We start from the raw sequence: 25,560 nt of genomic DNA, 5'->3' as shown, positions 1-25,560 counted from the left end.
GAGATTCCGGGTTCGCGCTTTCGCGCGCCCCGGAATGACGAAAACTACGGCTTCGATGGGTGAATGAACGCCCACGGGCTGACTTCCGAATCCCTGGTCACCTCGACCGAGATCAGATACGGCCCGCCATGCGCGAGCGCCTTCTCCAGCGCCGCCTTGAATTGGTCCGGCGCGGTGACGCGCGCGGCCGCGACGCCAAAGGATTCCGCAAGCTTGACGAAATCCGGATTGACCAGATCGGACGCCACCACCCGGCCATCGAAATGCTGGCGCTGGTCGCGGCGGACATTGCCGTAGGCGTTGTTGTTGAACACCAGCGTCACCACGCCGATGTTGAATTGCACGGCGGTCGACAGCTCCTGCACGCCGAACATGAAGCCGCCGTCGCCGGTGATGGCGACCACCGGCTTGTCGGGATTGGCGACCTTGGCGCCAAGCGCGGTCGGAAAGCCCGAGCCGAGCGTGCCCTGGTAGCCCGACGTGATGAAAGTCCGCGGCTCGTAGACCGGAAAGCCGTACCAGGAAGCGAAGCCGACCTGGGATAGCTCATCGGTGACGATCGCGTTCGCCGGCAGCACCTCGCGCAGGATGTTGAGATAGGCCATCTGCGGCTGGATGCGCTGGATCTCCGCTTGCGCCGTCGCCGTGGCCTCGCGGATGGTCCCGCGCCGCCCGCTGCCCTTGGCATAGCCGGCTTTCTTCACGGCTGCGACAAGATCGATCGTACCGGCCTTGGCGTCGGCGACGATCGCCGCATCGGAGGCGAGCCGGCGCATCTCGGCCGGATCGATGTCGATCCGAATGGATTTCAGCCCCTTCGGTTGATACGGCCAGCGGAAGCCTGAGGCCGGCAGCTCCGCGCGGGTGCCGATTGCGACCATGAGGTCGGTCGTGGGCCAGAGCTTATAGGCGGCCGCCATGGTGAGCCCGAGCTCGTGCGCATTGGAGACGATGCCGCGGCCGCTGCGGAAGGCGACGACCGGCGCATCGATCATCTCGGCGAGCTCGAGGATCTCCTCGCGCGCCTCGATCGCGCCGCTGCCGACGAAGATCATCGGCGCCTTGCTGGCCTTGATCAGCGCAGCCGCCTGCTTGATCAGGTCAGCGTCAGGCTGCGGCGCGGGCAGCGGCTCCAGCACCTTTGCGGAGGCCGTGTCCGCGCGCCGGGTAAAGACGTCCCAGGGCATCTCGACCGAAGCGGGACCGCGCCGTCCCGACATCATCTCCTGGAACGCGCGCGCCACGACTGTCGGTGCGTTGCCGGGATATTCGATACGGTCTGCCCATTTCACGTAGGTCCGCAGCGTCGCGAGCTGATCCGGCATCTCGTGCAGATGGCCCCGGCCCTTGCCCAAAAAAGACGTCGGCACCTGGCCGGTGACGCACAGCACCGGCTCGTTGCAGCCGAACGCGGTAAGCAGCGCCGCGCTGGCATTGAGCACGCCGGGGCCCGGCACCACGCTGAACACGCCGGGCCTGCCGCTGGAGCGCGCATAGCCGAACGCCATGTAGCCGCAGGCCTGCTCGTGCCGCGCGCCGATCACCTTGAGCTGAGCCTGGTGGAAGGCATCGAACAGGCCGTAGACCTGCGCGCCGGGCAGGCCGAATACGGTGTCGACGCCATGGGCCACAAGCCCGCTTACGATCGCTTCGCCGCCGGTGAGGGTGGTCATTGCACTATTCCACTTCGTCTTGTTCAGACTTCGTCGACGACGCCGTTTCGCAACGCGCCGATGCCCTCGGCTTCGATCTCGACGACATCGCCCGGCTTCAAATAGCGCGGCGGATCGAACCGCGCACCCGCGCCGGTCGGTGTGCCCGTGACAATGACGTCGCCGGGAACGAGCGTTGCGAAGGTCGAGATGTAGCTGATGAGATAGCGGAACGGGAACATCAGCCGGCTAGTTCGATCGTCCTGCCTGAGCTCACCGTTGACATGCGTCGTCAGACGGATGTCGGCGATCTGCGATTCCTGCGTGTAGGGCACCAGCCACGGCCCGAGGCTGCCGCTGGAATCAAAGTTCTTGCCCTGCGTCACGTTGAATTTTGCATGGCGAAGCCAGTCGCGCACTGAGCCTTCGTTGCACAGCGTGAGCGCGGCGATGTGGTCGAGCGCGGCGCTTTCCGCAATGTGCCGGCCGGCCTTGCCGATCACCAGCACGATCTCGCCCTCGTAGTCGAGCTGCGCGGAGGCGCGCGGCCGCACCAGCGGCGTGTCGTGGCCGACGAAGGAGCGGGGCGATCGCATGAACATGCTCGGATATTTCGGCGCGTCCTGCCCGTCCTTGTACTCGGCGTTGCGGTCGGGATAGTTGACGCCGATGCAGATGATCTTTTCCGGCGCCGGCACCGGCGGCAGCCATGTGATCTCGCCAAGCGCGTGAACCGGCGTGCGGCCGGCAGCCTCTTTGGCGAGGCTTACCAGCTTTCCGGCGGCGATCACCTCGCGCAGCGTTGGATAGTCTTTTGCATAGCGCGCGGAGAGGTCAACGATGCCGCCTTCGAGGACGGCGCCGTAGCGGATATTACCCTTGACCGAATAGGTGGCGAGGCGAGGGAGCTTCATGATTAATCCGCCACCAGCACGTCGGCCACGAATTTCGGCTCGCGCACGGCCTGCCCGCTGAATGGCGAGCCCTGCTCGAACCAGGAGCGCGGCGCCGGCGCGCCCCACAGCGTCTGGCGGCGCGGATCGCGCAGCGACCAGCGCAGCGGCTCGTGGTCGTGATCCCCCGTGAAGTAATCGCTGGTGTAGAGCTCGAGGCGGTGTCCATCAGGGTCGCGAACATAAAGGAAGAACGCATTCGAGATGCCGTGGCGTCCGGGCCCGCGCTCGATGTTCTTCACAAAACCTTGCGAGGCCATGACATCGCAGAGATGGATGATGTTCATCGCCGTCGGCGTCCAATAGGCGAAGTGATGCAGGCGAGGGCCCTTGCCGTTGGTGATTGCAAAATCGTGGACGTTGCCCTTGCGATGCATCCAGGCGGCGGCGATGCGGCCGTTCGGCCCGTCCTCCTCGGCGTATTCGGTGAGACGGAAGCCAAGCCGGGCGTAGAACTCGACGGTGTCCTGCACCTCGGCAGCGAAGACGTTGAAATGGTCAAGCCGCTGCGGGTGGCAGCCCCGGTAGAGATCATAGCGGCGCAAAAGATGCGGCCGGCGGTCCATCGCCGCATAGAGCTCGATCTGAAAGCCGAAGGGATCGGTGAATTGCAGAGTGCGGCCCTGGAACGGCTGGTCGACGAAGGCGTAGCCAAGGCCGTTCTCGGAGAGGAACGCGGCGGCCTTGTCGAGGTCTTTGTCGTTGCCGACCTTGAAGCCGAGCCTGTTACAGGCCGGCGCCGCGGCTTTCCGCAGCACCAGCGAGTGATGCTGATGCTCCTCGGCGGCGCGCAAATACACCGCGTTGTCGTCGGCATCCTCGACATGCAGGCCGACGGTGGTCTCGTAGAACTCGCGGCTCAGCTTCAAATCGGTCACGTCGAGCACGACATGGCTCGAGCGGATGATGTTGAACGGCGGCTCGAAGATGTGTTGCGGTACGGGCATTGGCGTTTCCCCTCGGTCTGTCATTCCGGGGCGGTCCGTCAGGACCGAACCCGGAATCTCGAGGTTCCGGATTCGACGCTTCGCGCCGCCCCGGAACGACGGTGGCTCTAAATTCCCAGCTTCTGAATCTTGTGCGTGCCCCGCGCCAGCGAGACGTGCTTGGTTTCCATGTAGAAGTCGAACGAATAGTCGCCGCCGTCGCGGCCGATGCCCGAGGCCTTCATGCCGCCGAACGGGGTCGGCAGGTGGCGGACGTTTTCCGAGTTCAGCCAGATCATGCCGGCCTCCAGCGCGTCGGCGACGCGCAAGCCCCGGCCCATGTCATTGGTCCAGACATAGCCAGTGAGGCCATAGCGGATGTCGTTGGCGATCTCGATCGCATCCGCCTCATCACGGAAAGGCAGTACGGTGAGGAAGGGGCCGAACACCTCCTCCTGCGCCACCCGCATCTTGCCGTGCGCGCCGGTGACCAAGGTAGGTTCGACATAATGTCCGCCGCCCGGGCCGTCATAGGCCTTGCCGCCGACCGCGATCGTCGCGCCGTCCTGCCGTGCGATGTCGAAATAGGAGCAGACCTTTGCGAGGTGACGCTCGTGGATCAGCGGCCCGATCTCGGTGGCGGGATCGAGGGGGTGGCCGACCTTCAGCGCCTTCACGCGCGCGGTCAGCTTCTCCACGAATTTCTCCGCAATGTTCTGCTGGATCAGCAGGCGGCTCGACGAGGTACAGCGCTCGCCGTTGAGCGAGTAGATCATGAACACGACGGCATCGAGCGCACGGTCGAGATCGGCATCGTCGAACACGATCACCGGGTTCTTGCCGCCAAGCTCGAAATGCACGCGCTTCAGGGTTGGCGCGCCCTGGATCATGATCGCCGAGCCCGTTGCGCTCTCGCCGACGAAGCCGATTGCCTTGATGGCGGGATGCTCGGTCAGTGCCTTGCCGGCTTCTTCACCAAAGCCGTGGACGGTGTTGAGCACGCCGTCGGGAACGCCGGCTTCCTTGACGAGCTTCGCCAGAACGGAGGCCGTCACCGGCGACCATTCGGCCGGCTTGTGCACGACGGTGCAGCCCGCAGCGAGGGCAGGGGCGATCTTCCAGGTCGAGAGCATGAACGGTGTGTTCCACGGCGTGATCACGCCGACGGGACCGATCGGTACACGCGTGGAGACATTCCAGTGCTCGTCGCTCGGCGTGTTGAGGCCGTCGCGCGCCTCGGCGCATTTGTCCGCGAAGAAGCGGAAATTCTCGGCGGCGCGGATCGCGGCCTTGGCCATGAAGCGGTAGGCCTGGCCGGTGTCGATGCATTCGAGCACAGCGATGTCGTCGGCATTGTCCTCGATCGCGTCGGCAACACGATGCAGCAGTTTCCTTCGCATCGCCGGTCCCATGTCGCGCCAGGATCTGAAGGCCAGTGAAGCAGCAGTCGCTGCTGCGTCGATATCCTCTGCATTGCCGCGCGCGACGCTGGCGAGTACAGCGCCATCGATCGGCGATTTCGTCTCAAATATCTCGCCGGAGATCGACGGCACGATCTTGCCGTCGATCATGTGGCCGATGCCGTCCGCGCGCAGCGTCTTCAGCAGCGGCGCTGCGCGGTCGCGGTTGGCCTGAAACACGTCGGCTTTCGGCGTGGGCTTATCCATGGGCGGCCTCCACTTTCAGGGCGTCGTGGATGTTGTTGCGCTTCCAGCTCGTGTCCTTGTCGTTGATCTGCATGTCGAACGACAGGGCGAATTTGCTGGCGGCGAAGACCGGATCGAGATGTTTCGAGAGCGCCTGGAAGACGTGCTCGCCGGCCTTCTGGCGCGTCGGCAGGTCGCGGCCCTCGCCGATGCGCAGCACCATGTCGAGAAAGCTGTAGTCCTGCCTGTTATCCGCGATCGCATAGTGCTCGCACCTGACGGCGCGGACGCGGATGCCGCCGAGCGGGAAGATGCCGGTCTCGACCGCCGCCTTGCGCACGACTTCGCATACCAGCTTCATATCGAGACGGCCATCGAGATTGGCCGAATATTCGATCGTGAAATGCGGCATCGCGGTTTCACTCCCTGTCTTCTTGTTGGTTTAAGCGAAGTAGCAGCTCACCGAGCCGTAGGCGCCATAGTCGGCTTGAATTGTGTCGCCCTTGCGAGTCTCGATCGGGCGGATGAAGGAGCCGGCGAGCACGATTTGTCCGGGCTCCAGCGCGAGCCCAAGCGGCGCGATCTTGTTGGCGAGCCAGGCGACCGCAGTAGCGGGATGATTGAGCACGCCGGCGGCAAGCCCGGTTTCCTCGAGCTGGCCGTTCTTGAAACAGAGCGCACCGATCCAGCGCAGGTCAGCATCCAGCGGACGGATCGGCCGGCCGCCGAGCACGATGCCGGCATTCGCGGCGTTGTCGGCGATGGTGTCATAGATCTTTCGCGTCGCCTTGGTCTTGGGATCGACGCGTTCGATGCGCGTGTCCAAAATCTCCAGCGCCGGCACGACGAAGTCGGTGGCGTTGAGCACGTCGAATAGCGTGCAATCGGGCCCTGCGAGGCGCGTGCGCATGACGAAGGCGAGCTCGGCTTCGACGCGCGTTGCGATGAAGCGTTCGGTCGGCACGAGCCCGCCATCGGCAAAGAACATGTCGTCGAGCAGCACGCCGGAATCCGGCTCGTCGATCTTGAGCGCGCTCTGCATCGCCTTCGAGGTCAGGCCGATCTTGTGACCTTTGACGATGCGCCCCTCGGCGATCTTGACGTCGACCCAGGCCTTCTGAATCGCGTAGGCATCCGCAATGGTGATCTCGGGAAAATCCTGCGACAACTGCCTGATCTGCGTGCGGGTCTTCTCCGCCTGGTGCAGACGCCTCGCGCAAGCTTGGATATCGTCGTTGGAAAGCGCCATGTGTGATCTTGGAGCGTGTGATCTTACAAATCGTGGTGCCCGGAGATACTTAACATGTTAAGTGAATGCGTCAAACACAATTTGGGCTTGCTGCACTGCAAACGTTTTGCGGCTTGAAAGGGCGTCATGGTGAAGAGACCGGCCGATCCTGCGAACGGAGGCGGACCTGCCGCACGGCAGGTGCCGATGCGCGATTTCTCGCGCTCACTGCCGATGTCGCTGCTGCGAGCCCGCGAGGCGGTGATGCGACAATTTCGTCCCTCGCTGCGCGAGCACGGCTTGACCGAGCAGCAATGGCGCATCCTGCGGGCGCTGGCTGCCATCGAAGCGGTCGAGGTCACGGAACTCGCGCGCACGGCGTTCCTGCTCGGGCCGAGCCTGTCGCGCATCCTGCGCGACCTCGAGGCGCGTAACCTGATCGAGCGCAAGACGGCGAAAGCGGACCAGCGCCGGAGCATGGTCTCGATCTCGAAGGAGGGCGTGAAGCTGATGGCCTCCGTGGCGCCGACGTCGGAAGCGATCTACGCGGAGATCACGCAGCGCTTCGGCGCGCGCAAGCTCGCCGAGTTGCAGGAGATGCTCGGCGAACTCGAACACAGTCTCGCGAGCCTCGGCGCCGGCGAGGAGGCAAGTCCCGAGGAGTGAAAGCTGATATGCGCGAGCGCGTGGCGGGAGCCATGGACATCCCTGCGCTTTTTCGCTCAAAGTGCTGCCCAAGCCGATCGCTGCAAAATCGGCGCTGGGCAGAGGCAAGCAGACCGTCATGGTCACCATTCAGGTCCAAAGGCTGATCGACTTCGTCACTGAAGTCTTCACGCATGTGCAATCGTCACCCGAAGAAGCCAGGCGCATCGCAACCTACCTCACCACGGCGAACCTGACCGGCCATGACAGCCATGGCGTGATCCGCGTTCCCGTCTACATCCGCTGGCAGAAGACCGGCTCGGTGGTGCCCAACCAGAACGCGGAGGTGGTGCTCGACACGCCCTCGCTCGCGGTGGTCGACGGCAAGTTCGGCTATGGCCAGACCGTGACGCCGCAGGCGGTCCGGATCGGCATCGACAAGTGCAAGAAGGCGGGCCTCGCCGCGGTCGCGTTGCGCAATGCCGGCCATATCGGCCGTGTCGGCGATTGGGCCGAAATGGCCGCGGCCGAAGGTCTCATCTCGGTCCATTTCGTCAATGCCGCGGGCTCGCTGCTGGTCGCCCCGTTCGGCGGCGTCGAGAAACGGCTGTCGACCGCGCCTTATTGCGTCGGCATCCCGCGCGAGGGGCAGGACCCGATCGTGCTGGATTTTGCGACCTCGGTCGTCGCCGAAGGCAAGGTGCTGGTCGCAAGCCGCGGCGGCAAGAAGCTGCCGAAGGGCGCGCTGGTCGATTCCGACGGGACCCTAAGCGAGGACCCGGTCGTGCTCTACGGTCCTTACACGCAGGACGGACCGCGGGATCACACCAAGGGGATCGGCGCCATCCGCGCCTTCGGCGAGCACAAGGGGTCGGGCCTCGCCTTCATGTGTGAACTCTTGGGCGGCGCGTTGACCGGAACCGGGGCCACATCGGGCGGTCGGCGCTTTGCCAATGGTATGCTGGCGTTCTATGTCGATCCGAAGGTGGTCGACACCTCCAACCTTTTCGACGGCGAAGTCTCGCGCTACGTCGATTTCATCCGCGCCACCAAGCCGATGGCCGGGGTCGATCAGGTGCTGATTCCGGGCGATCCGGAGCGGAAAACGCGCGCTGAGCGGACCCGGAACGGCATCCCCTTGCCGGATGACACCTGGGCGGCAATAGTGAGCACCGCCCGCGAGGTCGGCGTCAGCGAAGTCAGCATCCAGAGCGCGACCGCATAGGTCTTGCGCCATTGCAAGCGTAGCGCGGCGATCCGGTTCGCGGTAACAGCAGGATCGTACGATCGCGGCGCTCGTCATGGTGACGAAGGTCAAATAACACGGTCTAAACAACAAAGAAGGAAGGCAACGTGGCGAACAAGGTCAAGGAAATCTGGAAGTCGGGCAAGGCCGTGGTCAACGCGTGGCTCGCTATACCCTCCGGCTTCTCGGCCGAAATGGTCGCGCAATGCGGCTTCGACAGCGTCACCGTCGACATGCAGCATGGCGTGCAGGACTATCTGTCGATGGTGCAGTGCTTCCAGGCCATGGACAAGCATCCGGTCACTCCGATGGTCCGCGTGCCCTGGAACGAGCCCGGCATCATCGGCAAGGTGCTCGACGGCGGCGCCTATGGCGTGATCTGCCCGATGGTCAATACGCCGCAGGAAGCCAGGAACCTGGTCTCCTATTCGAAGTATCCGCCGAAGGGCGTGCGCTCCAACGGTCCGATCCGCGCCGGCATGTACGGCACCGCGGGCTCCTACCAGAAGACGGCCAACGACGACATCGTGCTGCTGCCGATGATGGAGACCAGGACCGCGGTCGAGAACATGGAAGCGATCTTCGACGTCGAAGGCATCGACGGCGTCTATATCGGCCCGTCCGACCTCGGCTTCTCCTACGGCCTCGAGCCGAAGCTCGACCGCAGCGAGCCGGAGATTCTCGCGATCTACGAGAAGATCATCAAGGAGTGCGGCAAGCGCGGCCTCAACCCGGGCATCCATTGCAGCGGCGCCGAAGGCGCGGCGCGCGCCATCAACATGGGCTTCAAGCTGGTGACGTTGTCCAACGAGGTGGGCATGATGACCACCTACGCCAAGATGCAGGTCAACGCGACCCGCAAGGATTCCGGCGGCAAGGCCTAAGAACTCGCGAATGGCAATGGGGAGTAGCGAATACAAGGCTACTCCCTTTTTTCCATTCGGCACCACCACTCGCTATTCGCCTCCGAAGGAGAACTGCCATGACCATCAGCCCCGTCATCCGCCTGCATTCCGATGATGGCGTGCTGATCGCGCGCGCGAGCCTGCCGTCGGGCACGGTGGTCGCCGACGGCGTGACCACGGTCGAGCGCATTCCCTCGGGCCACAAGGTCGCGATCAAGCCGATCGCCGTGGGCGAGCCGATCAAGCGCTACGGCCAGATCATCGGCTTTGCGACGGTGCCGATCGCGCCTGGCCAGCATGTGCACGTGCAGAACTGCGGCATGGGTGATTTCTCCAAGGACTATGCCTATTGCGCCGACGTCAAGCCGACGCCGAACTTCGACCTGCCGGCGACGTTCGAAGGCATCCGCCGCCCGGACGGCCGCGTCGCGACGCGCAACTATATCGGCATCCTCACCTCGGTGAATTGCAGCGCGCATGTGGCCAGCCTCGTCGCCGACGTCTTCAAGAAGAATCCCTTCACCGGCGATAATCCGCTGGCCGATTTCCCCAATGTCGACGGCGTGGTCGCGCTGACCCACAAGACCGGCTGCGGCATGACGCAGAACGAGCCGCTGGCGCTGCTTCGCCGCACGCTCGGCGGTTATGCGCGTCACGTCAACTTCTCACATGTCATCGTGCTCGGCCTCGGCTGCGAGGTGAACCAGATCGGCGGCTTGATGGAAGAGCAGAAGCTCGCCGGCCGCCTGCGCGCGATGGACATCCAGGAGGTCGGCGGCACCCGCAAGACGGTCGAGGCGGGCATCGCCTTCGTGCGCGAGGCGCTGGCCGATGCGAACAAGGTGAAGCGCGAAACAGTGCCGGCGAGCGAGCTGACGGTGGCGCTGCAATGCGGCGGCTCCGACGGCTATTCCGGCGTATCCGCCAATCCCGCGCTCGGTGCTGCCAGCGATCTCATCGTGCGTCACGGCGGCACCGTGATCCTGTCGGAGACACCGGAGACCTACGGCGCCGAGCATCTGCTGACGCGCCGCGCCGTCAGCCGCGAGGTTGGCGAGAAGCTGGTCGATCTGATGCGCTGGTGGGACGAATACACCGAGCGCGAAGGTGCCGAGATGAATGCCAATCCGAGCCCCGGCAACAAGGCCGGCGGTCTCACCACCATTCTCGAAAAATCGCTCGGCGCGATGGCGAAGGCCGGTACCACCAATCTCGTCGAGGTGTTGCGCTACGCGGAGCCCATCACCAAGAAGGGTTTTGTCTTCATGGATACGCCCGGCTATGACCCTGTCGCGGCCACCGGGCAGGTCGCCGGCGGCGCCAATCTCGTCTGCTTCACCACCGGCCGCGGCAGCGTGTTCGGCTGCAAGCCCGCGCCCTCGATCAAGCTTGCGACCAACACGCCGATGTACAAGCGCATGGAAGAGGACATGGACGTCAATTGCGGCACCATCCTCGAAGGCGAGGAGAGCGTCGAGCAGTGCGGCCAGCGCATCTTCGAGCTCATCCTCAAGACGGCCTCGGGCCAGCCGACCAAGAGCGAGAGCTTCGATTTCGGCGGCGCCGAGTTCGCGCCTTGGGTGCTAGGCGCGACGATGTGAACGGGGGCGAATGGCGAATAGGGAGTAGCGAATAAGGCAAACCTTTGGCTACTCGCGATTCGCCACTTACCATTCGCCCGTGCCGTAGGCACGCACTGCCCGTTGTTAGTGCTTGATCGAGGTCACCAGCGGTGTTCTGCTCAAAAATGCTGCTGGAGCACCGCACCCCGTGTCGATCTACGTCGCACTACATCATGTCACGCACTACAAATACGACCGCCCGATCGACCTTGGTCCGCAGACCATCCGCCTGCGGCCGGCACCGCACACGCGAACGCCGATCCTGAGCTACTCGCTCAAGGTCACGCCCTCAAATCATTTCGTGAACTGGCAGCAGGATCCGCAAGGCAACTGGCTCGCGCGCTACGTCTTTCCGGAGAAGACCACCGAGCTTAAGTTCGAGGTCGATTTCACGGCGCAGATGACCGTGGTCAATCCGTTCGACTTCTTCGTCGAACCTTACGCTGACAGCTTCCCGTTCGAGTACCCGAAAGATCTCAAGACCGAGCTCGCACCCTATCTCGAGACCATCAAGCCCGATCGTCTGTTCGCGAAATATCTCGATACGATCCCGCAGGAAGCCCCGAACACCGTCAACTTCCTGGTCGAGCTCAATCGCGAGCTCCAGACCAAGATCCGCTACATCATCCGCATGGAGCCCGGCGTGCAGACGCCGGAGGAGACGCTCGCCTCCGGCGCGGGATCATGCCGCGACTCCGCCTGGCTCTTGATCCAGACGCTGCGTCATCTCGGTCTCGCGGCGCGCTTCGTCTCGGGCTATTTCGTCCAGATCCGTCCCGACATCGATCCGATCGAGGGGCCGCCGGAAGTCGAGAACGACATCACCGACCTGCACGCCTGGGCCGAGGTCTACCTGCCGGGCGCCGGCTGGATTGGGTTCGATGCCACCTCCGGCATGCTTGCCGGCGAGGGACACATCCCGGTTGCGGCCACGCCGCATTATCGCTCCGCGGCGCCGATCTCGGGCGGTGCCGGCTTTGCCGAGGTCGAGTTTGCTTTCGACATGAGCGTGAAGCGCATCCGCGAGGCGCCGCGCATCACAAGACCGTTCTCTGACGAATCCTGGGCGCGGCTCAACGATCTCGGCGAGCAGGTCGACGGCGATCTCGCTGCGCAGGACGTGCGGCTCACCATGGGCGGTGAGCCCACCTTCGTCTCGGTCGACGATCTCGAGGCAGGGGAGTGGAATACGGAAGCCGTCGGCCCGACCAAGCGTGCGCTCGCCGACGATCTGATCCGCCGGCTGCGCACGCGCTTCGCGCCCGGCGGCCTGCTGCATTACGGTCAGGGCAAATGGTATCCGGGCGAGAGCCTGCCGCGCTGGGCCTTCGGCCTGTACTGGCGCAAGGATGGCGTGCTGATCTGGAAGAACGCCGATCTCATCGCCAGAATTGAAAATCCGCGGCCCGCGCAGGTGAAGGACGCCGAGACCTTTATGGAAGGTATGGCGGCGCGGCTCGGCCTCGATCCCGGCTACATCATGCCGGCCTACGAGGACACAGCGCTTTGGCTTCAGAAGGAGGCCGAGCTCCCGGTTAACGTCGATCCGTCCGACTCCAAATTGTCCGATCCGGAGGCGCGTGCGCGCATAGCGCGGGTGTTCGAGCAGGGCCTCAACACGCCGCGCGGCTTCGTGCTGCCGGTGCAGCGCTGGAACGCGCCGCCGCGCTGGCGCAGCGAGCGCTGGCAACTCCGGCGCAATCATCTGTTCCTGACGCCCGGCGATTCTCCCCTGGGCCTGCGCCTGCCGATCGGCTCGCTCGGCTACGTCCCGCCCAACCAATATCCCTACATCGTCGAACAGGACCCGATGGAGGCGCGGGGCAAGCTGCCGGTGTTCACGCTCGCCGCGCGCCCGCCATCGCCGCCGCGGGTTGCGCCCGAGCATCTCAATACCTCCGTCCCGGTCCGCACCGCGATGTCGGTCGAAGTCCGCGACGGCGTGCTCTGCGCCTTCATGCCGCCGGTCGAGCGCATCGAGGATTATCTCGAACTGATCGCGGCGCTTGAAGCCACGGCCGAGGAGATACAGCTTCAGGTCCATGTGGAAGGTTACCCGCCGCCGTTCGATCCGCGCATCGAGGTCATCAAGGTGACGCCAGATCCCGGTGTCATCGAGATCAACATCCAGCCGGCCAAGAGCTGGCGCGAGGCGGTCGACATCACGTCCGGCCTTTATGAGGACGCAGGGAAAGTTCGGCTCGGCGCCAACCGCTTCCTGGTCGACGGTCGCCACACCGGCACCGGGGGCGGCAATCACGTCGTGGTCGGCGGCTCCTCGCCGCAGGACTCACCGTTCCTGCGCCGGCCCGATCTGCTGAAGAGTCTGGTCTTGTACTGGCAGCGGCATCCGTCGCTGTCCTACTTCTTCTCCGGTCTCTTCATCGGCCCGACCAGCCAGGCGCCGCGCATCGACGAGGCCCGCCACGACAGCATCTACGAGCTCGAGATCGCGCTGTCGCAGGTGCCGCCGCCGGGCTACCAGACGCCGCTGTGGCTGGTCGACCGGCTGTTCCGGCATCTGCTGGTCGACATCACCGGCAACACCCACCGCGCCGAGATCTGCATCGACAAGCTCTATTCGCCGGAAGGGTCCACGGGGCGGCTCGGTCTCGTCGAATTCCGCGCGCTCGAAATGCCGCCGGACCCGCGCATGTCGCTGGCGCAGCAGCTCCTGATCCGCGCGCTGATCGCAAAATTCTGGCGCGAGCCGCAACAAGGCAAGTTCGTACGCTGGGGCACCGCGCTGCATGATCGCTTCATGCTGCCTCACTTCATTTGGCAGGATTTTCTTGAAGTGCTTTCTGAGTTGAAGCAGTCCGGCTATCCCTTTGAGCCGGAATGGTATCTGGCCCAGCTCGAATTCCGTTTCCCCGCCTTCGGCCGGGTCCATCATGGCGGGGTGACGCTGGAATTGCGCCAGGCGCTGGAGCCCTGGCACGTGCTGGGCGAGGAGGGCTCGTCCGGCGGCACGGTGCGCTATGTCGACAGTTCGGTCGAACGACTTCAAGTAAAAGCCGAGGGCTTTGTCGAAGGCCGTCACATCGTCACCTGCAATGGCCGCCGCCTGCCGATGACCGCGACCGGCCGATCCGCCGAAGCCGTGGCCGGAGTCCGCTTCAAGGCCTGGCAGCCGGCCTCCGGCCTGCACCCGACCATACCCGTCCACGCGCCCCTGACCTTTGATCTCATTGACACCTGGAACGGCCGCTCGATCGGCGGCTGCGTCTATCACGTCGCCCATCCTGGTGGGCGCAACTACGATACCAAGCCCGTCAACACCTATGAGGCCGAGGCACGGCGGCTGGCGCGCTTCCAAGACCATGGCCATACGCCGGGGCCGGTCCAGCCGCCGCCCGAGGAACGTACAAATGAGTTTCCGCTGACCCTCGACTTGCGGACCCCGCTCCTGCAATGAGTATGATGGTGGGGCAGGGAGAGGCGCATGGCCGAGGGCGCAGCCGAGCAGGACGACAAGGCGGGCAAGGCGCAAGGACAGCGCGAGGGCCGGCGCCGCCTTGCGCAATGGGTCCGCGACTATAGCCGTCTGCCCGGAATTCCCGACGAATTCCTGGAACCCGATGGCGCCCCGCGCGCGGTCTGGAGCCGCTTCTTCGACGCCTTCGGCGCGCTCGCGCCAGACGAGGCCGAGCGGCGCTTTGCCATGGCCGACCGTCATCTCCGCGAGGCCGGCGTCACCTACCGCGCTCCCGGCGACAGCGCCGACCGGCCCTGGTCGGTCAGCCATCTGCCGCTCCTGATCGACGAGGCCGACTGGCAGCAGCTCTCCGCCGGGATCAAGCAGCGCGCCGAGCTGCTCGAGCTGGTGCTGCGCGACATCTATGGCGAGGGCCGGCTGGTCGCGGAAGGCGCGCTGCCTGCGGCCGCGATCGCCGGCAGCCCCGAATATCTCCGCCCTGTCTGCGGCGTGCCGCCGCCCGGCGGGCGCTATCTGTCGATCTACGCCGCCGATGTCGGCCGCGGCCCCGACGGCCGCTGGTGGGTGCTCGGCGACCGCACCCAGGCGCCGTCGGGCGCGGGCTATGCGCTGGAGAACCGCCTGGTGCTCTCGCGCGCCTTCTCCGATCTTTACAAGTCGATGAATGTGCCGCGCGTCGCGCCTTTCTTCGAGGCATTCCGCGACAGTCTGCGCGCGCGTGCCGATCGCGACGAGCCGCGCATCGGCGTGCTCACCCCCGGCAGCTTCAGCGAGACCTATTTCGAGCATGCGACGCTGGCGCGCTATCTCGGCTTCCTCCTGGTCGAGGGGGACGATCTCGCCGTCAGCGACAACCGGATCCATATCCGCACCGTCGCCGGCCTCAAGCGGCTCGACGTGCTGCTCCGCCGCGTCGATTCCAACTCGCTCGATCCGCTCGAGCTCGATGCCTCCTCGCATCTCGGCGTGCCCGGCCTGATCGACGTATTGCGCAAGGACGGCGTCGTCGTCGCCAACATGCCGGGCTCGGGCGTGCCGGAGGCGCGGGCGCTGCTCGGCTTCCTGCCGGCGCTCAGCCGCCGTCTGCTCGGCGAGGAGCTGAAGATGCCGCACATCGCGACCTGGTGGTGCGGCCAGCGCATCGCGCGCGACGAGGTGCTGTCGCGGCTCGATGAGGTCGCGATCGAAGGCGCCTACCGGCGCGGCGTTCCCGGCTTCGACTCCAGCGGGCCAATGCTCGCGAGCGAGCTGGATGCGAGCGACCGCCAGCGCCTGATCGACGCCATCACCACGCGCGGCATGGACTATGTCGGCCAGGAGGTGGTGCGGCTCTCGACCATGCCGGTGTGGGAGCAGGGGCAGCTCACGCCGCGGCCCTTCGTGCTGCGCGTGTTCGCGGCCGCAACGCCCGACGGCTGGGTCATCATGCCCGGCGGCTTCTGCCGGATCGCCGAGCAGGCCGATGCACGTGCCGTGTCGATGGGCGACGGCGCCCGTGCCGCCGACGTCTGGGTCATCTCGGACAAGCAGGTCTCGACCGCGACGCTGCTGCCGGCGACCGACAAGGTCCGCATCCGCCGCATCGCCGGCGTGTTGCCGAGCCGCGCCGCCGACAATCTGTTCTGGCTCGGCCGCTATCTCGAACGCGCCGAGGCGACACTGCGCCTGGTGCGCGCGCTCGGCTCGCCGAGCGGGCCCAACAAGGGCACCGCCGCCTCGGTGCAATCGGCCGAACGCATCCAGCGCCTGCTGGTGGCCTGGGGCGCGATCTCGCAGACCTCGCGCGCGGCACAGGGGCGCATCGTGGCCGAGGCATTGCAGAGCGAGGCACGTTTCGGCTCGGCGCTGTCGCTGGTACGCGCCGCGCAGCGTACCGCGACCTCGTTGCGCGAGCGGCTGTCGCCCGATGCCTGGCAGGTCATCACCGAGATGGCCGAGCGTCTCGCCTACGAGGTCGAGGACGACGACAGCGTCGTCAGCGCCGCCGAGCTGACCTTGCAGGAGCTGGCGAGCTTCGCCGGCCTTGCGCAGGAGAACATGAACCGCGCCGCCGGCTGGCGCTTTCTCGACATCGGCCGCCGCGTCGAGCGCGCCATCAACACCACGCGCTTCACGCGCCAGTTCGCCTATGACGAGGCCGGCGACGAGGACCTCGACATCCTGCTGACGCTGGTGGATTGCCAGATCACCTATCGCTCGCGCTACCTGCTGGCGCCGATTCTGGCGCCGGTGCGCGACCTCGCCGTGCTCGACGGCTACAATCCGCGATCGGTCGCGTTCCAGGTGACGGCGCTGAACGAGCACATCGCCGCGTTGCCGAGCCTGAAGGAGCACGGCCTGATCGAGAAGCCGCAGCGGCTTGCGGTCGCGATGCAGGCCCTGCTTGCGACGGCGGAGGCCGAGAAGCTCGAGGTCAAGATGCTGTTCGCGCTGGAGCAGGATCTGCTCAGCCTCGCCGAGGCGATCGGGCAGCACTATTTCCCGCACGGCCCCAATGCCAGCCGACCGGAAAAGCTGACGGGGCTGGCGTGATCTACGACATCCGCCACGTCACGACCTACGCATATGAAAGTCCGGTCAGCTTCGCCCGCTGCACGCTGCGGCTGGAGCCGAGAACAGGCAACGGCCAGGAGCTGATTTCGCACCGCGTCGAGATCCGACCGCGTCCGGCCGAGCGCAATGTCCGCCGCGATTTCTTCGGCACGCTCACCGAGAGCGTGGTGATCGAAGCTGCGCATCGCAATTTACGGATCGATTCACGCTCGCGTGTATCGGTCTTGCGACAGCCGCCGGCGCGCGATGCCGTCAGCCCGGCCTGGGAGACCATTCGCGACCTCGCGTTCGAGGTGACGAGCCTTAAGCCATCCTCGCCGGTCGGCTATGTCTTTGCGAGTCCGCTGGTGCCGGTGCTGCGTCCGGTCAGTGCCTATGCGGCGGAAAGCTTTCCGCCGGGCGCGGGCATCCTCAAAGGCGCGGTCGATCTCATGCGGCGCATCCGCAACGAATTTCGCTACGATCCCAAGGCGACGGTGATCTCGACGCCGCTTGGCGAGGTCTTCGACAAGCGTCATGGCGTCTGCCAGGATTTTGCCCATGTGATGATCGCAGGGCTGCGCGGGCTCGGCCTGCCCGCCGCCTATGTCAGCGGTTACTTGCGTACCATTCCGCCGCCGGGTCAGCCGCGGCTGCAAGGCGCCGACGCCACCCATGCCTGGGTGTCGTTGTGGTGCGGGGCGGAGCTCGGCTGGGTCGATCTCGATCCGACCAATGATCTCCTGGTCGGCAATGACCACATCGTGCTCGCGGTCGCCCGCGATTTTTCCGACGTCTCGCCGGTCGACGGCATCATCGTCGGCTCGCCGAAGCAGAAGCTCGGCGTCGCCGTCGACGTGCTGCTGGTCGAATGACCGCAAATCTTGCGGTTTGGATGATTGCTACCAGAAGGAGTGTCGCGCCTTAACTGCAATTGCGCTATGATGCAGCGCAACTGCAACATTTTTCGTCTTTTCGTTCCGGGATTTGGTCAGTCGGCCCAAGATGGGCTATGCTGGCTCTTGCGTCGATGACAAGAATGAAACGTCGGGAGTTGGCGTGGAATACCACCGACAGACGGGCCTGCATCCATGATGACGTTACCGAGACTGGCGGCGGAAACCCTGGAGAAGATGCTGGGTACGTTCATGCGTCGCCGGTACGACGAGGCCTCCGCAAGGGTGCTGGAGGGCTCGACGCGCACCGCGATGGAGTGCATCGGCAACAGCGACGCGCTGTACCACAACATCGAGCATACGATGCTGGTGACTCTGGCCGCTCAGGCCATCCTCACGGGACGTAATCTCCATGCGCATCTTGCTGCGGAGGATTACCTCCATATCCTGATCGCCTGCCTTGCGCACGATATCGGCTATGTCCGCGGCCTGTTTCCCGAGGATGACGAAGACGGATTCATCATCGATGACGCCGGCACCAAGGTGTCGCTGCAGCGCGGCGCTTCGGATGCCAGTCTGATGATGTATCACGTCGATCGCTCGAAACTGTTTGTGCGGCGGCGATTGCCCCCGATCCGCGGCATCGACTCTGAGCGGATCGCCCGCGCCATCGAGGGTACGCGGTTTCCGGCGCGCGAGGGGCAGGAGTACGACGACGAGGCCTCGATACTGCGCGCGGCGGACTTCATCGGCCAGCTCGGCGACCCCAACTATCTGCGCAAGGCCAATGCGCTCTATTACGAGTTCGAGGAGGTCGGCATCAACCGCCAGCTCGGCTACGATTCGCCGGCCGACATCGTGAACCGCTATCCACAGTTCTATTGGAACAGCGTCGCACCGCACATCCAGACCGAGATCGGTTATCTCAACAAGACCGAGATCGGCCGGCAATGGATCGCCAACCTCTACAGCAACGTGTTCCGCGCCGAGCGCGACATCTCGCTGTCCGGGCCGCAGAAGTAGCCGCGCCTGGGCTACGGCTTCCCAACGCCGTGAGCAAATCATGCAACAAAAATCCACCACCACGGATGTCCTTGACATCGCCTATCTCGACTACGGCGCGCCGGATGGTTGGCCCTGCATCATGGGGCACGGCTTTCCCTACGACGTGAACGCCTATGCCGAGACCGCGCCGATCCTTGCGCAAGCCGGCGCACGGGTGCTGGTGCCCTGGCTGCGCGGCTACGGGCCGACGCGGTTTCGCTTCCCGGAGACGCTGCGCTCCGGCGAGCAGGCGGCGCTGGGCGCCGATCTCCTGGCCTTCATGGACGCGCTCGGCATCAAGCGTGCGGTCGTCGGCGGTTATGATTGGGGCGGACGTGCGGCCTGCGTGGTCTCCGCGCTGCATCCGGAGCGCGTGATCGGGCTCGTCTCCGGCAATTCCTACAACATCCAGAACATCGCCCGCGCCATGGAGCCGGCCTCGCCGCCGGAAGAGGCGGCGCTGTGGTATCAATATCTCTTCCACAACGAGCGCGGCCACCGCGCACTGGAGCGCAACCGGCGCGGCTTTGCGCGCCAGCTCTGGTCGATGTGGTCGCCGACATGGGCTTTCGACGACGCGACGTTCGAGAAGAGCGCGACCTCGTTCGACAATCCCGATTTCGTCGATGTCGTGATCCATTCCTACCGCCACCGCTATGCGCTGGTCGAGGGCGACCCCGCCTATGCCGCGATCGAGGCAAAGCTTGCCGCGCAGCCACAGGTCCGCGTCCCGACCATCGCAATCGACGGCGACAGTGACGGCGTCAATGCCGGCACCGCCCATCACGCGCACAAGTTCGAGGGTTTCTTCGAGCGGCGCGTCTTCGCCGGCGCCGGTCACAATTTGCCGCAGGAGCGGCCGGCCGAATGGGCGCAGGCGGTGCTCGATGTCCGGAAAGCTGCTGAGCAATAAGCCGTTCCCGGTGCGTCATAGACAGCCTGGCTCCTCGTCATGAGGAGCCCGCCCTGCCATCCTTCCCATTTTTCCTGATCTTGGGAACCTTTTCCGATTGCCGCCGTCCAAGCTGTGGGGCCGCTTTTGTATGCGGCTCGTTGCAGGGAGGTTCTAGATGACGTCACAGCCGCGGCGGTTGGAACGTGTTGCGGTCGCGCAGGCGCCGAGCGAACGGCCGGATAGGTCGGAGGTCGAGCAGGCGATCCGGACCATGATCCGCTGGGCCGGCGACGATCCCGCGCGCGACGGTCTGCGCGAGACGCCGGATCGCGTCGCGCGTGCCTTCGAGGAGTATTTCTCAGGCTATGCGCAGGATCCGACCGAAATCCTGCAAAAGACCTTCGAGGAGATCGAGGGCTACGACGAGATGATCGTGCTGCGCGGCGTTCGTTTCGAAAGCCATTGCGAGCACCATATCGCGCCGATCGTCGGCCGCGCCTGGGTCGCCTATATCCCGCGGGGGCGCGTCGTCGGCATCAGCAAGCTTGCGCGCGTGGTCGACATCTACGCCAAGCGCCTCCAGATCCAGGAGAAGATGACCGCGCAGATCGCCAATACGATCAACGACGTGCTGAATCCCGAAGGCGTCGGCGTCATCATCAAGGCGACGCATCACTGCATGACCACGCGTGGCGCGCACAAACCGGGGACCGATCTCGTCACCAGCCGCATGCTCGGCGTGTTTCGCGACAATGCGCTGACGCGCCAGGAGCTGTTGGGGCTTGCCAATTCAGACGATTGACCCGCGCGAGCTGAGAGGAGACGCTGCCATGGCCGAGGACAACAAGCCGAGCGGACCCGACCTGACCAAAGGCGTGTCGCTGACCGCGTTCAAGGACGGCAAATTGCTCGGCCATGTCGGCGAGGAGGATGTCCTTCTGGTCCAGGCGGGCAACGAGATCTTCGCGATCGAGCCTTCTTGCAGCCACTACCACGGCCCGCTCGCCGAAGGCCTGGTGGTCGGCGACACCATCCGCTGCCCCTGGCATCACGCCTGCTTCTCCTTGCGGACGGGCGAAGCAACCCGCCCGCCGGCGCTGAATGCGCTGGCGGTATGGGACGTCTCGCGCGATCGGGACAAGATCGTCGTTCAGCGCAAGCGCGAGGCACCGAAGCCGCCAGCCGCTCATCGCAGCGCGCCGACGCCGGAAAAATTCGTCATTGTCGGCGGCGGCGCAGCCGGCTTCGTGGCGGCCGAGACGCTCCGGCGCGAGGGCTTTGCCGGAGCCATTACCATGCTCAGCAATGACGGCGCGATGCCGGTCGACCGGCCGAACCTCTCCAAGGATTACCTCGCCGGCAACGCGCCGGAGGATTGGCTGCCGCTGCGCGGCGAGGACTATTATCAAGATACGGGCATCGATCTCAGGCTGAACGTGAGCGTCTCCGCGATCGACCCGAAGAAGCGGAGCGTCACGCTGGGCAATGCCGACAGACTGCCGTTCGACCGGCTGCTGCTTGCGACCGGCGCCGAGCCGGTCAAATTGCAGATACCGGGCGCCGACCAGCCGCATGTTCACACCTTGCGGTCCGTCGCCGACAGCCGCGCCATCATCAAGGCCGCGGGCAGCGCGAAGCGCGCGCTGGTGATCGGGGCGAGCTTCATCGGCCTCGAAGTCGCGGCGTCCTTGCGGGCGCGCAAGCTGGAGGTCCATGTGGTCGCGCCGGAGGAGCGGCCGATGCAGAAAGTGCTCGGCCCCGAGATGGGCGATTTCGTCCGGTCGCTGCATGAAGAGAACGGCGTTGTCTTCCACTTGAAGGATACGGTGGAAAAGCTCGACGGCATGCGGGCGACGCTGAAGAGCGGTGCGGTGATCGAGGCTGACCTCGTTGTGGTCGGTATCGGCGTCAAGCCGCGCCTCGCGCTCGCCGAGCAGGCGGGGCTTGCCGCTGACCGCGGCGTCAGCGTAACCGAATATCTCGAAACCAGCGTCGCCGGCATCTTCGCTGCCGGCGATATCGCGCGCTGGCCCGATCCGCATTCGCGGCAAACCATCCGCGTCGAGCATTGGGTGGTGGCGGAGCGGCAGGGCCAGACCGCGGCACGCAACATGCTCGGCAAGCGCGAGCGCTTCGACGCGGTGCCATTCTTCTGGTCGCAGCACTATGACGTGCCGATCAACTATGTCGGCCACGCCGAGAGCTTTGACGACATCGCGATCGACGGCAGCATCCCCGGCAAGGACTGCCTGCTGAAATACCGCAAGGGCGGGCGCGTGCTGGCGGTCGCCTCCATCTATCGCGATCTCGACAACCTCAAGGCCGAGTTCGAGATGGAACGGTCGCGCGGCTGACGCGCCGCATTCGATCTTGATTTACGTCAATGTTGCTGCCGGCGAGGGCTGCTCTGCTGGCTGTCGTCCCGGTACGGCCTGTGCTATCCTGGCGTGTGCCTCCGGGCTTCGCATGCAGGAGTGGCCTCATGACAACCGCTTCGGATACCTCACAACAGCTCGGTCTTGGCTCCGGCATCGCGGCGCTGCATGCCAAATGGGGCTGGATCGTCGCGCTCGGTGTCGTCTATCTCATCGCCGGCTTCGTCGCGCTCGGCAGCGTCGTGATGGCGACGGTAGCGAGCGTGATCGTGGTCGGTGCCATGATGATCGTCGCCGGTGCCGCCGAGATCATCGGCGCCTTCCAGATGAAGAGCTGGGGCAAATTCCTGATCTGGGCCTTGCTCGGGGTGCTCTACGTCATCGCGGGCTTTCTGACCTTCGAGAACCCGCTGCTCGCGGCAGTGCTGCTGACGCTGTTTCTGGGTGCGTCGCTGATCGCCTCGGGCGCCGTCAGGCTGTTCCTCGCCTTCAGCATGAAGCGTGAAACGCCATGGGTGTGGGTGGCGCTCTCCGGCGCCATCACGCTGCTGCTCGGCTTGCTAATAGTCGCGCGCTGGCCGGTCAACAGCGTCTACATCCTCGGCCTGTTCCTCGGCATCGATCTGATCATGGCCGGTGCCGGATGGATCGGCCTGGGCTTCAGCCTGAAGCGGCGGCGCTAGGCGCACGGCGCGCACGCAGACCTCGGATCACCTCTCCCGAAGGGAGAGAGGTGAAACACGAGTCCATGCGCTAGGCGCGCGTCAAGCCATCAGCAACTCGACGCAAGACCGATTTGTGGAACTCCGCTGATCTGACGCGCTGACAAAAAGCAGCACGCCGCGCCTTCGCCTCATGATTTCGCGCGGCGACCATCATCGGGGAGAAACCATGAAAGCCGCTTTGGTCCTGGCCGCAGCGCTCGCTGCCGCCTGCCTGTCCACGCCCGCCACCGCGCAAAAAGCCTACGGTCCCGGCGTCAGCGACACCGAGATCAAGATCGGCAACACCATGCCCTATAGCGGCCCGGCCTCGCCGCTCAGCATCACCGGCAGGGTGATCGCGGCCTATTTCGACGAGGTCAACGAGAAGGGCGGCATCGGCGGCCGCAAGCTCAATCTGATCTCGCTGGACGACGCGTTCTCGCCGCCCAAGACCATGGAGGCGGCGCGGCGGCTGGTCGAGGGCGATGGCGTCGCCTTCATCTTCGCCACCATGGGCACCGCGCCGAGTTCGGCGATCGCGAAATATCTCAACAGCAACAAGGTGCCGCAGCTGTTCTTGATCAGCTCGGCCTCGAAGTGGAACGATCCCGCCAACATGCCCTGGTCGATGGCGCTGCCCTGGGCGCCGAACTACACCAGCGAGGCCGCGATCGACGTCGCCTATGCTCGCGCCAAGAATCCGAATGCGCGTTTCGCAGTGCTCTACCAGAACGACGACGCCGGCAAGGAATATCTGCGCGGCGTCAAGGAGGCGCTCGGGGCCGACGCCGACAAGGCGATCGCGATGGCCGCGAGCTTCGAGGTCGCCGACCCCACCGTCGATTCCCAGGTGTTGACGCTCGCAAACACCAAGGCCGACGTCTTCATGATCTATTCGGTGACGCCGCGCGCCTGTGCGCAGGCGATCCGGAAAGCGCATGAGGTCGGCTGGCAGCCGACGCGCTTCCTCGCTAGCGGCTGCGCCAACAAGGCGACCGTGATGGCGCCGGCGGGCCTCGATGCCGGCAAGGGCGTGCTGTCGCTCGGATCCCTCAAGCCGTTCGTCGAGACGCCGAAGAACGATCCGGCGATGACGGCCTATATCGACTTCATGAAGAAGCGCCTCCCCAATGCCGACGTCAACAACGTCGCCGGCCTCTACGGCTACACTGTCGCCGAGGCGCTGGTGGTCCTGCTCAAGCAGTGCAAGGACAATCTGACCCGCGAGAACATCATGGCGCAGGCCTCGAACCTCAAGAACGTGCCGTTGTCGCTGCTGATGCCCGGCATCACCCTCAACACCACGCCGCAGGACTTCCGCCCCATCAAAGACGGCTACATGCTTCAGTTCGACGGCAACGACTGGGTCGTGGCGAGCGAACTCTTGCGCGGGACGTAACGTGCCACAGAGACGGTGCACCCTCTCCCCCTGTGGGAGAGGGTGGATGCGCGAAGCGCAGCCGGGTGAGGGGTTTCTCTCCGAGAGCCGTCTCTACATTTGAACTCGCGGATACAACCTCTCATCCGGCGCGCTTCGCGCGCCACCTTCTCCCACAAGGGGAGAAGGGAAGAGACACCTTTATTTATTGCGCGCAGCTTTCTCGGCACGAACTGGAGAACCCCATGGACTTTCAACACTCCCCCCGTTCGCTGCAGCTCCAGGACCGCATCCGCCAGTTCATGCGCGCGCATGTCGAGCCGGCCGAGGATCTCTATTACGAGCAGGTCAAGCCGGAGGCCGCGCGCTACAAGACGCCGCAAGTGCTCCAGGATCTGAAGCGGCTGGCGCGCGAGCAGGGGCTCTGGAATCTGTTCCTGTCCGGCGAGCATGGCCCGGGCCTGACCAACCTCGAATATGCGCCCGTGAAGGAGATCATGGGTCGCATCCTCTGGGCGCCCGAGGTCTTCAATTGCTCCGCCCCTGATGTCGGCAACATGGAGGTGCTGGCCAATTACGGCACGAAGGCGCAGCAGGAGCGCTGGCTGAAGCCGCTCCTGGAGGGGCGCATCCGCTCCGGCTTCTCGATGACGGAGCCGCAGGTCGCCTCCAGCGATGCCACCAACATCCAGTGCGCGATCACGCGCGACGGCGACGACTACGTCATCAAGGGCCGCAAATGGTTCACCTCAGGCGCCATGAACGAGGATTGCGAGATCCTGATCGTGATGGGCAAGACCGCGCCCGACCATCCCGACCGCCATCGCCAGCAATCCATGATCCTGGTGCCCCGAAATACGCGTGGGGTGCGTATCGTCCGCGACATGCTCACCTACGGCTATGACGACGCGCCGGTCGGTCATCCCGAGATCGTCTACGAGGACGTCCGCGTGCCCGCGGAGAACATCCTGCTCGGCGAAGGCCGCGGCTTCGAGATCGCGCAAGGCAGGCTCGGGCCCGGCCGCATCCATCACTGCATGCGCCTGATCGGCTGCGCCCAGCGCGCGCTGGAATTGATGTGCCAGCGCGCGGTCTCCCGCGTCGCCTTCGGCAAGCCGCTGGCGGAGCAGGGCTCGGTACGCGAGGATATCGCGAACTCCTTCTGCGAGATCGCGCAGGCGCGGCTCTTGACCCTGCAAGCCGCCGACAAGATGGATCGCGAGGGCAACAAGGCCGCACGCGACCTGATCGCCGCCGCCAAGATCGTGGTGCCCAGCATGGCCGCCCGCGTCATCGACCGCGCCATCCAGATCCACGGCGCCGCCGGCGTCTCGCAGGATACGTTCCTTGCCCGCGCTTACGTCTACGCCCGCTTCATCCGCATCGGCGACGGTCCCGACCAGGTGCATCTGGCCGCGGTCGGCAAGGAACTGATCAAGCGGGGCGGGGTGATCGCGGGGTAGGGCCGTTCATT

Annotated in this window: 20 protein-coding genes; 14 read left to right on the top strand and 6 right to left on the bottom strand. The window is 65.1% G+C overall.

Going from position 1 to position 25,560, the window contains the following annotated elements:
• Positions 1 to 44 precede the first annotated feature (44 nt).
• From NLM27_RS20230 to hpaH, 6 genes are all read right to left on the bottom strand, one after another.
• Complete coding sequence (locus tag NLM27_RS20230; RefSeq protein ID WP_254144981.1) at positions 45 to 1,673, bottom strand: thiamine pyrophosphate-dependent enzyme; 1,629 nt, start codon at positions 1,671 to 1,673, stop codon at positions 45 to 47.
• Between the two features lie 23 nt (positions 1,674 to 1,696).
• Positions 1,697 to 2,566, bottom strand: a complete 870-nt coding sequence (locus NLM27_RS20225; protein ID WP_254144980.1) for a fumarylacetoacetate hydrolase family protein — start codon at positions 2,564 to 2,566, stop codon at positions 1,697 to 1,699.
• Positions 2,567 to 2,568: 2 nt separating this feature from the next.
• Complete coding sequence (gene hpaD / locus NLM27_RS20220) at positions 2,569 to 3,552, bottom strand: 3,4-dihydroxyphenylacetate 2,3-dioxygenase (protein WP_254144979.1); 984 nt, start codon at positions 3,550 to 3,552, stop codon at positions 2,569 to 2,571.
• A 107-nt stretch (positions 3,553 to 3,659) separates the two neighbouring features.
• Positions 3,660 to 5,198, bottom strand: a complete 1,539-nt coding sequence (gene hpaE / locus NLM27_RS20215; RefSeq protein ID WP_254144978.1) for a 5-carboxymethyl-2-hydroxymuconate semialdehyde dehydrogenase — start codon at positions 5,196 to 5,198, stop codon at positions 3,660 to 3,662.
• Positions 5,191 to 5,589: a 5-carboxymethyl-2-hydroxymuconate Delta-isomerase gene (locus NLM27_RS20210; protein ID WP_254144977.1), complete on the bottom strand. Its 399-nt coding sequence runs from the start codon at positions 5,587 to 5,589 to the stop codon at positions 5,191 to 5,193. The genes hpaE and NLM27_RS20210 overlap by 8 nt, the downstream gene beginning before the upstream one ends.
• A gap of 30 nt (positions 5,590 to 5,619) precedes the next feature.
• Positions 5,620 to 6,426, bottom strand: coding sequence for a 2-oxo-hept-4-ene-1,7-dioate hydratase (gene hpaH, locus NLM27_RS20205; protein WP_254144976.1), 807 nt, complete (start codon positions 6,424 to 6,426; stop codon positions 5,620 to 5,622).
• Positions 6,427 to 6,552: 126 nt separating this feature from the next.
• Between hpaH and hpaR the strand changes: the two genes are divergently transcribed.
• The 14 genes from hpaR to NLM27_RS20135 all read left to right on the top strand — a co-directional run bounded on the left by hpaR (position 6,553) and on the right by NLM27_RS20135 (position 25,549).
• Positions 6,553 to 7,071, top strand: a complete 519-nt coding sequence (gene hpaR / locus NLM27_RS20200; RefSeq protein WP_254144975.1) for a homoprotocatechuate degradation operon regulator HpaR — start codon at positions 6,553 to 6,555, stop codon at positions 7,069 to 7,071.
• 118 nt (positions 7,072 to 7,189) lie between these two features.
• Positions 7,190 to 8,275, top strand: coding sequence for a malate/lactate/ureidoglycolate dehydrogenase (locus NLM27_RS20195; protein WP_254144974.1), 1,086 nt, complete (start codon positions 7,190 to 7,192; stop codon positions 8,273 to 8,275).
• A 128-nt stretch (positions 8,276 to 8,403) separates the two neighbouring features.
• Positions 8,404 to 9,180, top strand: a complete 777-nt coding sequence (locus NLM27_RS20190; RefSeq protein ID WP_254144973.1) for an aldolase/citrate lyase family protein — start codon at positions 8,404 to 8,406, stop codon at positions 9,178 to 9,180.
• Between the two features lie 98 nt (positions 9,181 to 9,278).
• The gene (locus NLM27_RS20185) at positions 9,279 to 10,802 is read left to right on the top strand and encodes a UxaA family hydrolase (protein WP_254144972.1); all 1,524 of its coding nucleotides are present in this window, start codon (positions 9,279 to 9,281) and stop codon (positions 10,800 to 10,802) included.
• A 169-nt stretch (positions 10,803 to 10,971) separates the two neighbouring features.
• Positions 10,972 to 14,241: a DUF2126 domain-containing protein gene (locus NLM27_RS20180; RefSeq protein ID WP_254144971.1), complete on the top strand. Its 3,270-nt coding sequence runs from the start codon at positions 10,972 to 10,974 to the stop codon at positions 14,239 to 14,241.
• A 27-nt stretch (positions 14,242 to 14,268) separates the two neighbouring features.
• Positions 14,269 to 16,794, top strand: coding sequence for a circularly permuted type 2 ATP-grasp protein (locus NLM27_RS20175; RefSeq protein ID WP_254144970.1), 2,526 nt, complete (start codon positions 14,269 to 14,271; stop codon positions 16,792 to 16,794).
• Positions 16,791 to 17,669, top strand: coding sequence for a transglutaminase family protein (locus NLM27_RS20170; protein ID WP_254144969.1), 879 nt, complete (start codon positions 16,791 to 16,793; stop codon positions 17,667 to 17,669). The genes NLM27_RS20175 and NLM27_RS20170 overlap by 4 nt, the downstream gene beginning before the upstream one ends.
• 216 nt (positions 17,670 to 17,885) lie before the next feature.
• Positions 17,886 to 18,713 (top strand): HD domain-containing protein, encoded by an 828-nt coding sequence (locus tag NLM27_RS20165; RefSeq protein ID WP_254144968.1) that lies wholly within the window; start codon positions 17,886 to 17,888, stop codon positions 18,711 to 18,713.
• A gap of 40 nt (positions 18,714 to 18,753) precedes the next feature.
• The gene (locus tag NLM27_RS20160; protein ID WP_254144967.1) at positions 18,754 to 19,647 is read left to right on the top strand and encodes an alpha/beta fold hydrolase; all 894 of its coding nucleotides are present in this window, start codon (positions 18,754 to 18,756) and stop codon (positions 19,645 to 19,647) included.
• Between the two features lie 157 nt (positions 19,648 to 19,804).
• Positions 19,805 to 20,431 (top strand): GTP cyclohydrolase I FolE, encoded by a 627-nt coding sequence (gene folE / locus NLM27_RS20155; RefSeq protein ID WP_254144966.1) that lies wholly within the window; start codon positions 19,805 to 19,807, stop codon positions 20,429 to 20,431.
• 28 nt (positions 20,432 to 20,459) lie between these two features.
• Positions 20,460 to 21,983, top strand: coding sequence for an FAD-dependent oxidoreductase (locus NLM27_RS20150; RefSeq protein WP_254144965.1), 1,524 nt, complete (start codon positions 20,460 to 20,462; stop codon positions 21,981 to 21,983).
• A 128-nt stretch (positions 21,984 to 22,111) separates the two neighbouring features.
• Complete coding sequence (locus tag NLM27_RS20145; protein WP_254144964.1) at positions 22,112 to 22,687, top strand: HdeD family acid-resistance protein; 576 nt, start codon at positions 22,112 to 22,114, stop codon at positions 22,685 to 22,687.
• A gap of 208 nt (positions 22,688 to 22,895) precedes the next feature.
• Positions 22,896 to 24,107 carry an ABC transporter substrate-binding protein gene (locus NLM27_RS20140; protein ID WP_254144963.1) on the top strand — a complete coding sequence of 404 codons (1,212 nt, stop codon included), beginning with the start codon at positions 22,896 to 22,898 and terminating at the stop codon, positions 24,105 to 24,107.
• A gap of 224 nt (positions 24,108 to 24,331) precedes the next feature.
• The gene (locus NLM27_RS20135) at positions 24,332 to 25,549 is read left to right on the top strand and encodes an acyl-CoA dehydrogenase family protein (protein ID WP_254144962.1); all 1,218 of its coding nucleotides are present in this window, start codon (positions 24,332 to 24,334) and stop codon (positions 25,547 to 25,549) included.
• Positions 25,550 to 25,560: the final 11 nt, after the last annotated feature.

Origin of the sequence: Bradyrhizobium sp. CCGB12 (assembly GCF_024199845.1) — a bacterium.
Lineage (GTDB): Bacteria > Pseudomonadota > Alphaproteobacteria > Rhizobiales > Xanthobacteraceae > Bradyrhizobium.
The sequence above is the reverse complement of the archived record's forward strand: the minus strand, read 5'-3'. Positions and strand labels throughout refer to the sequence as shown.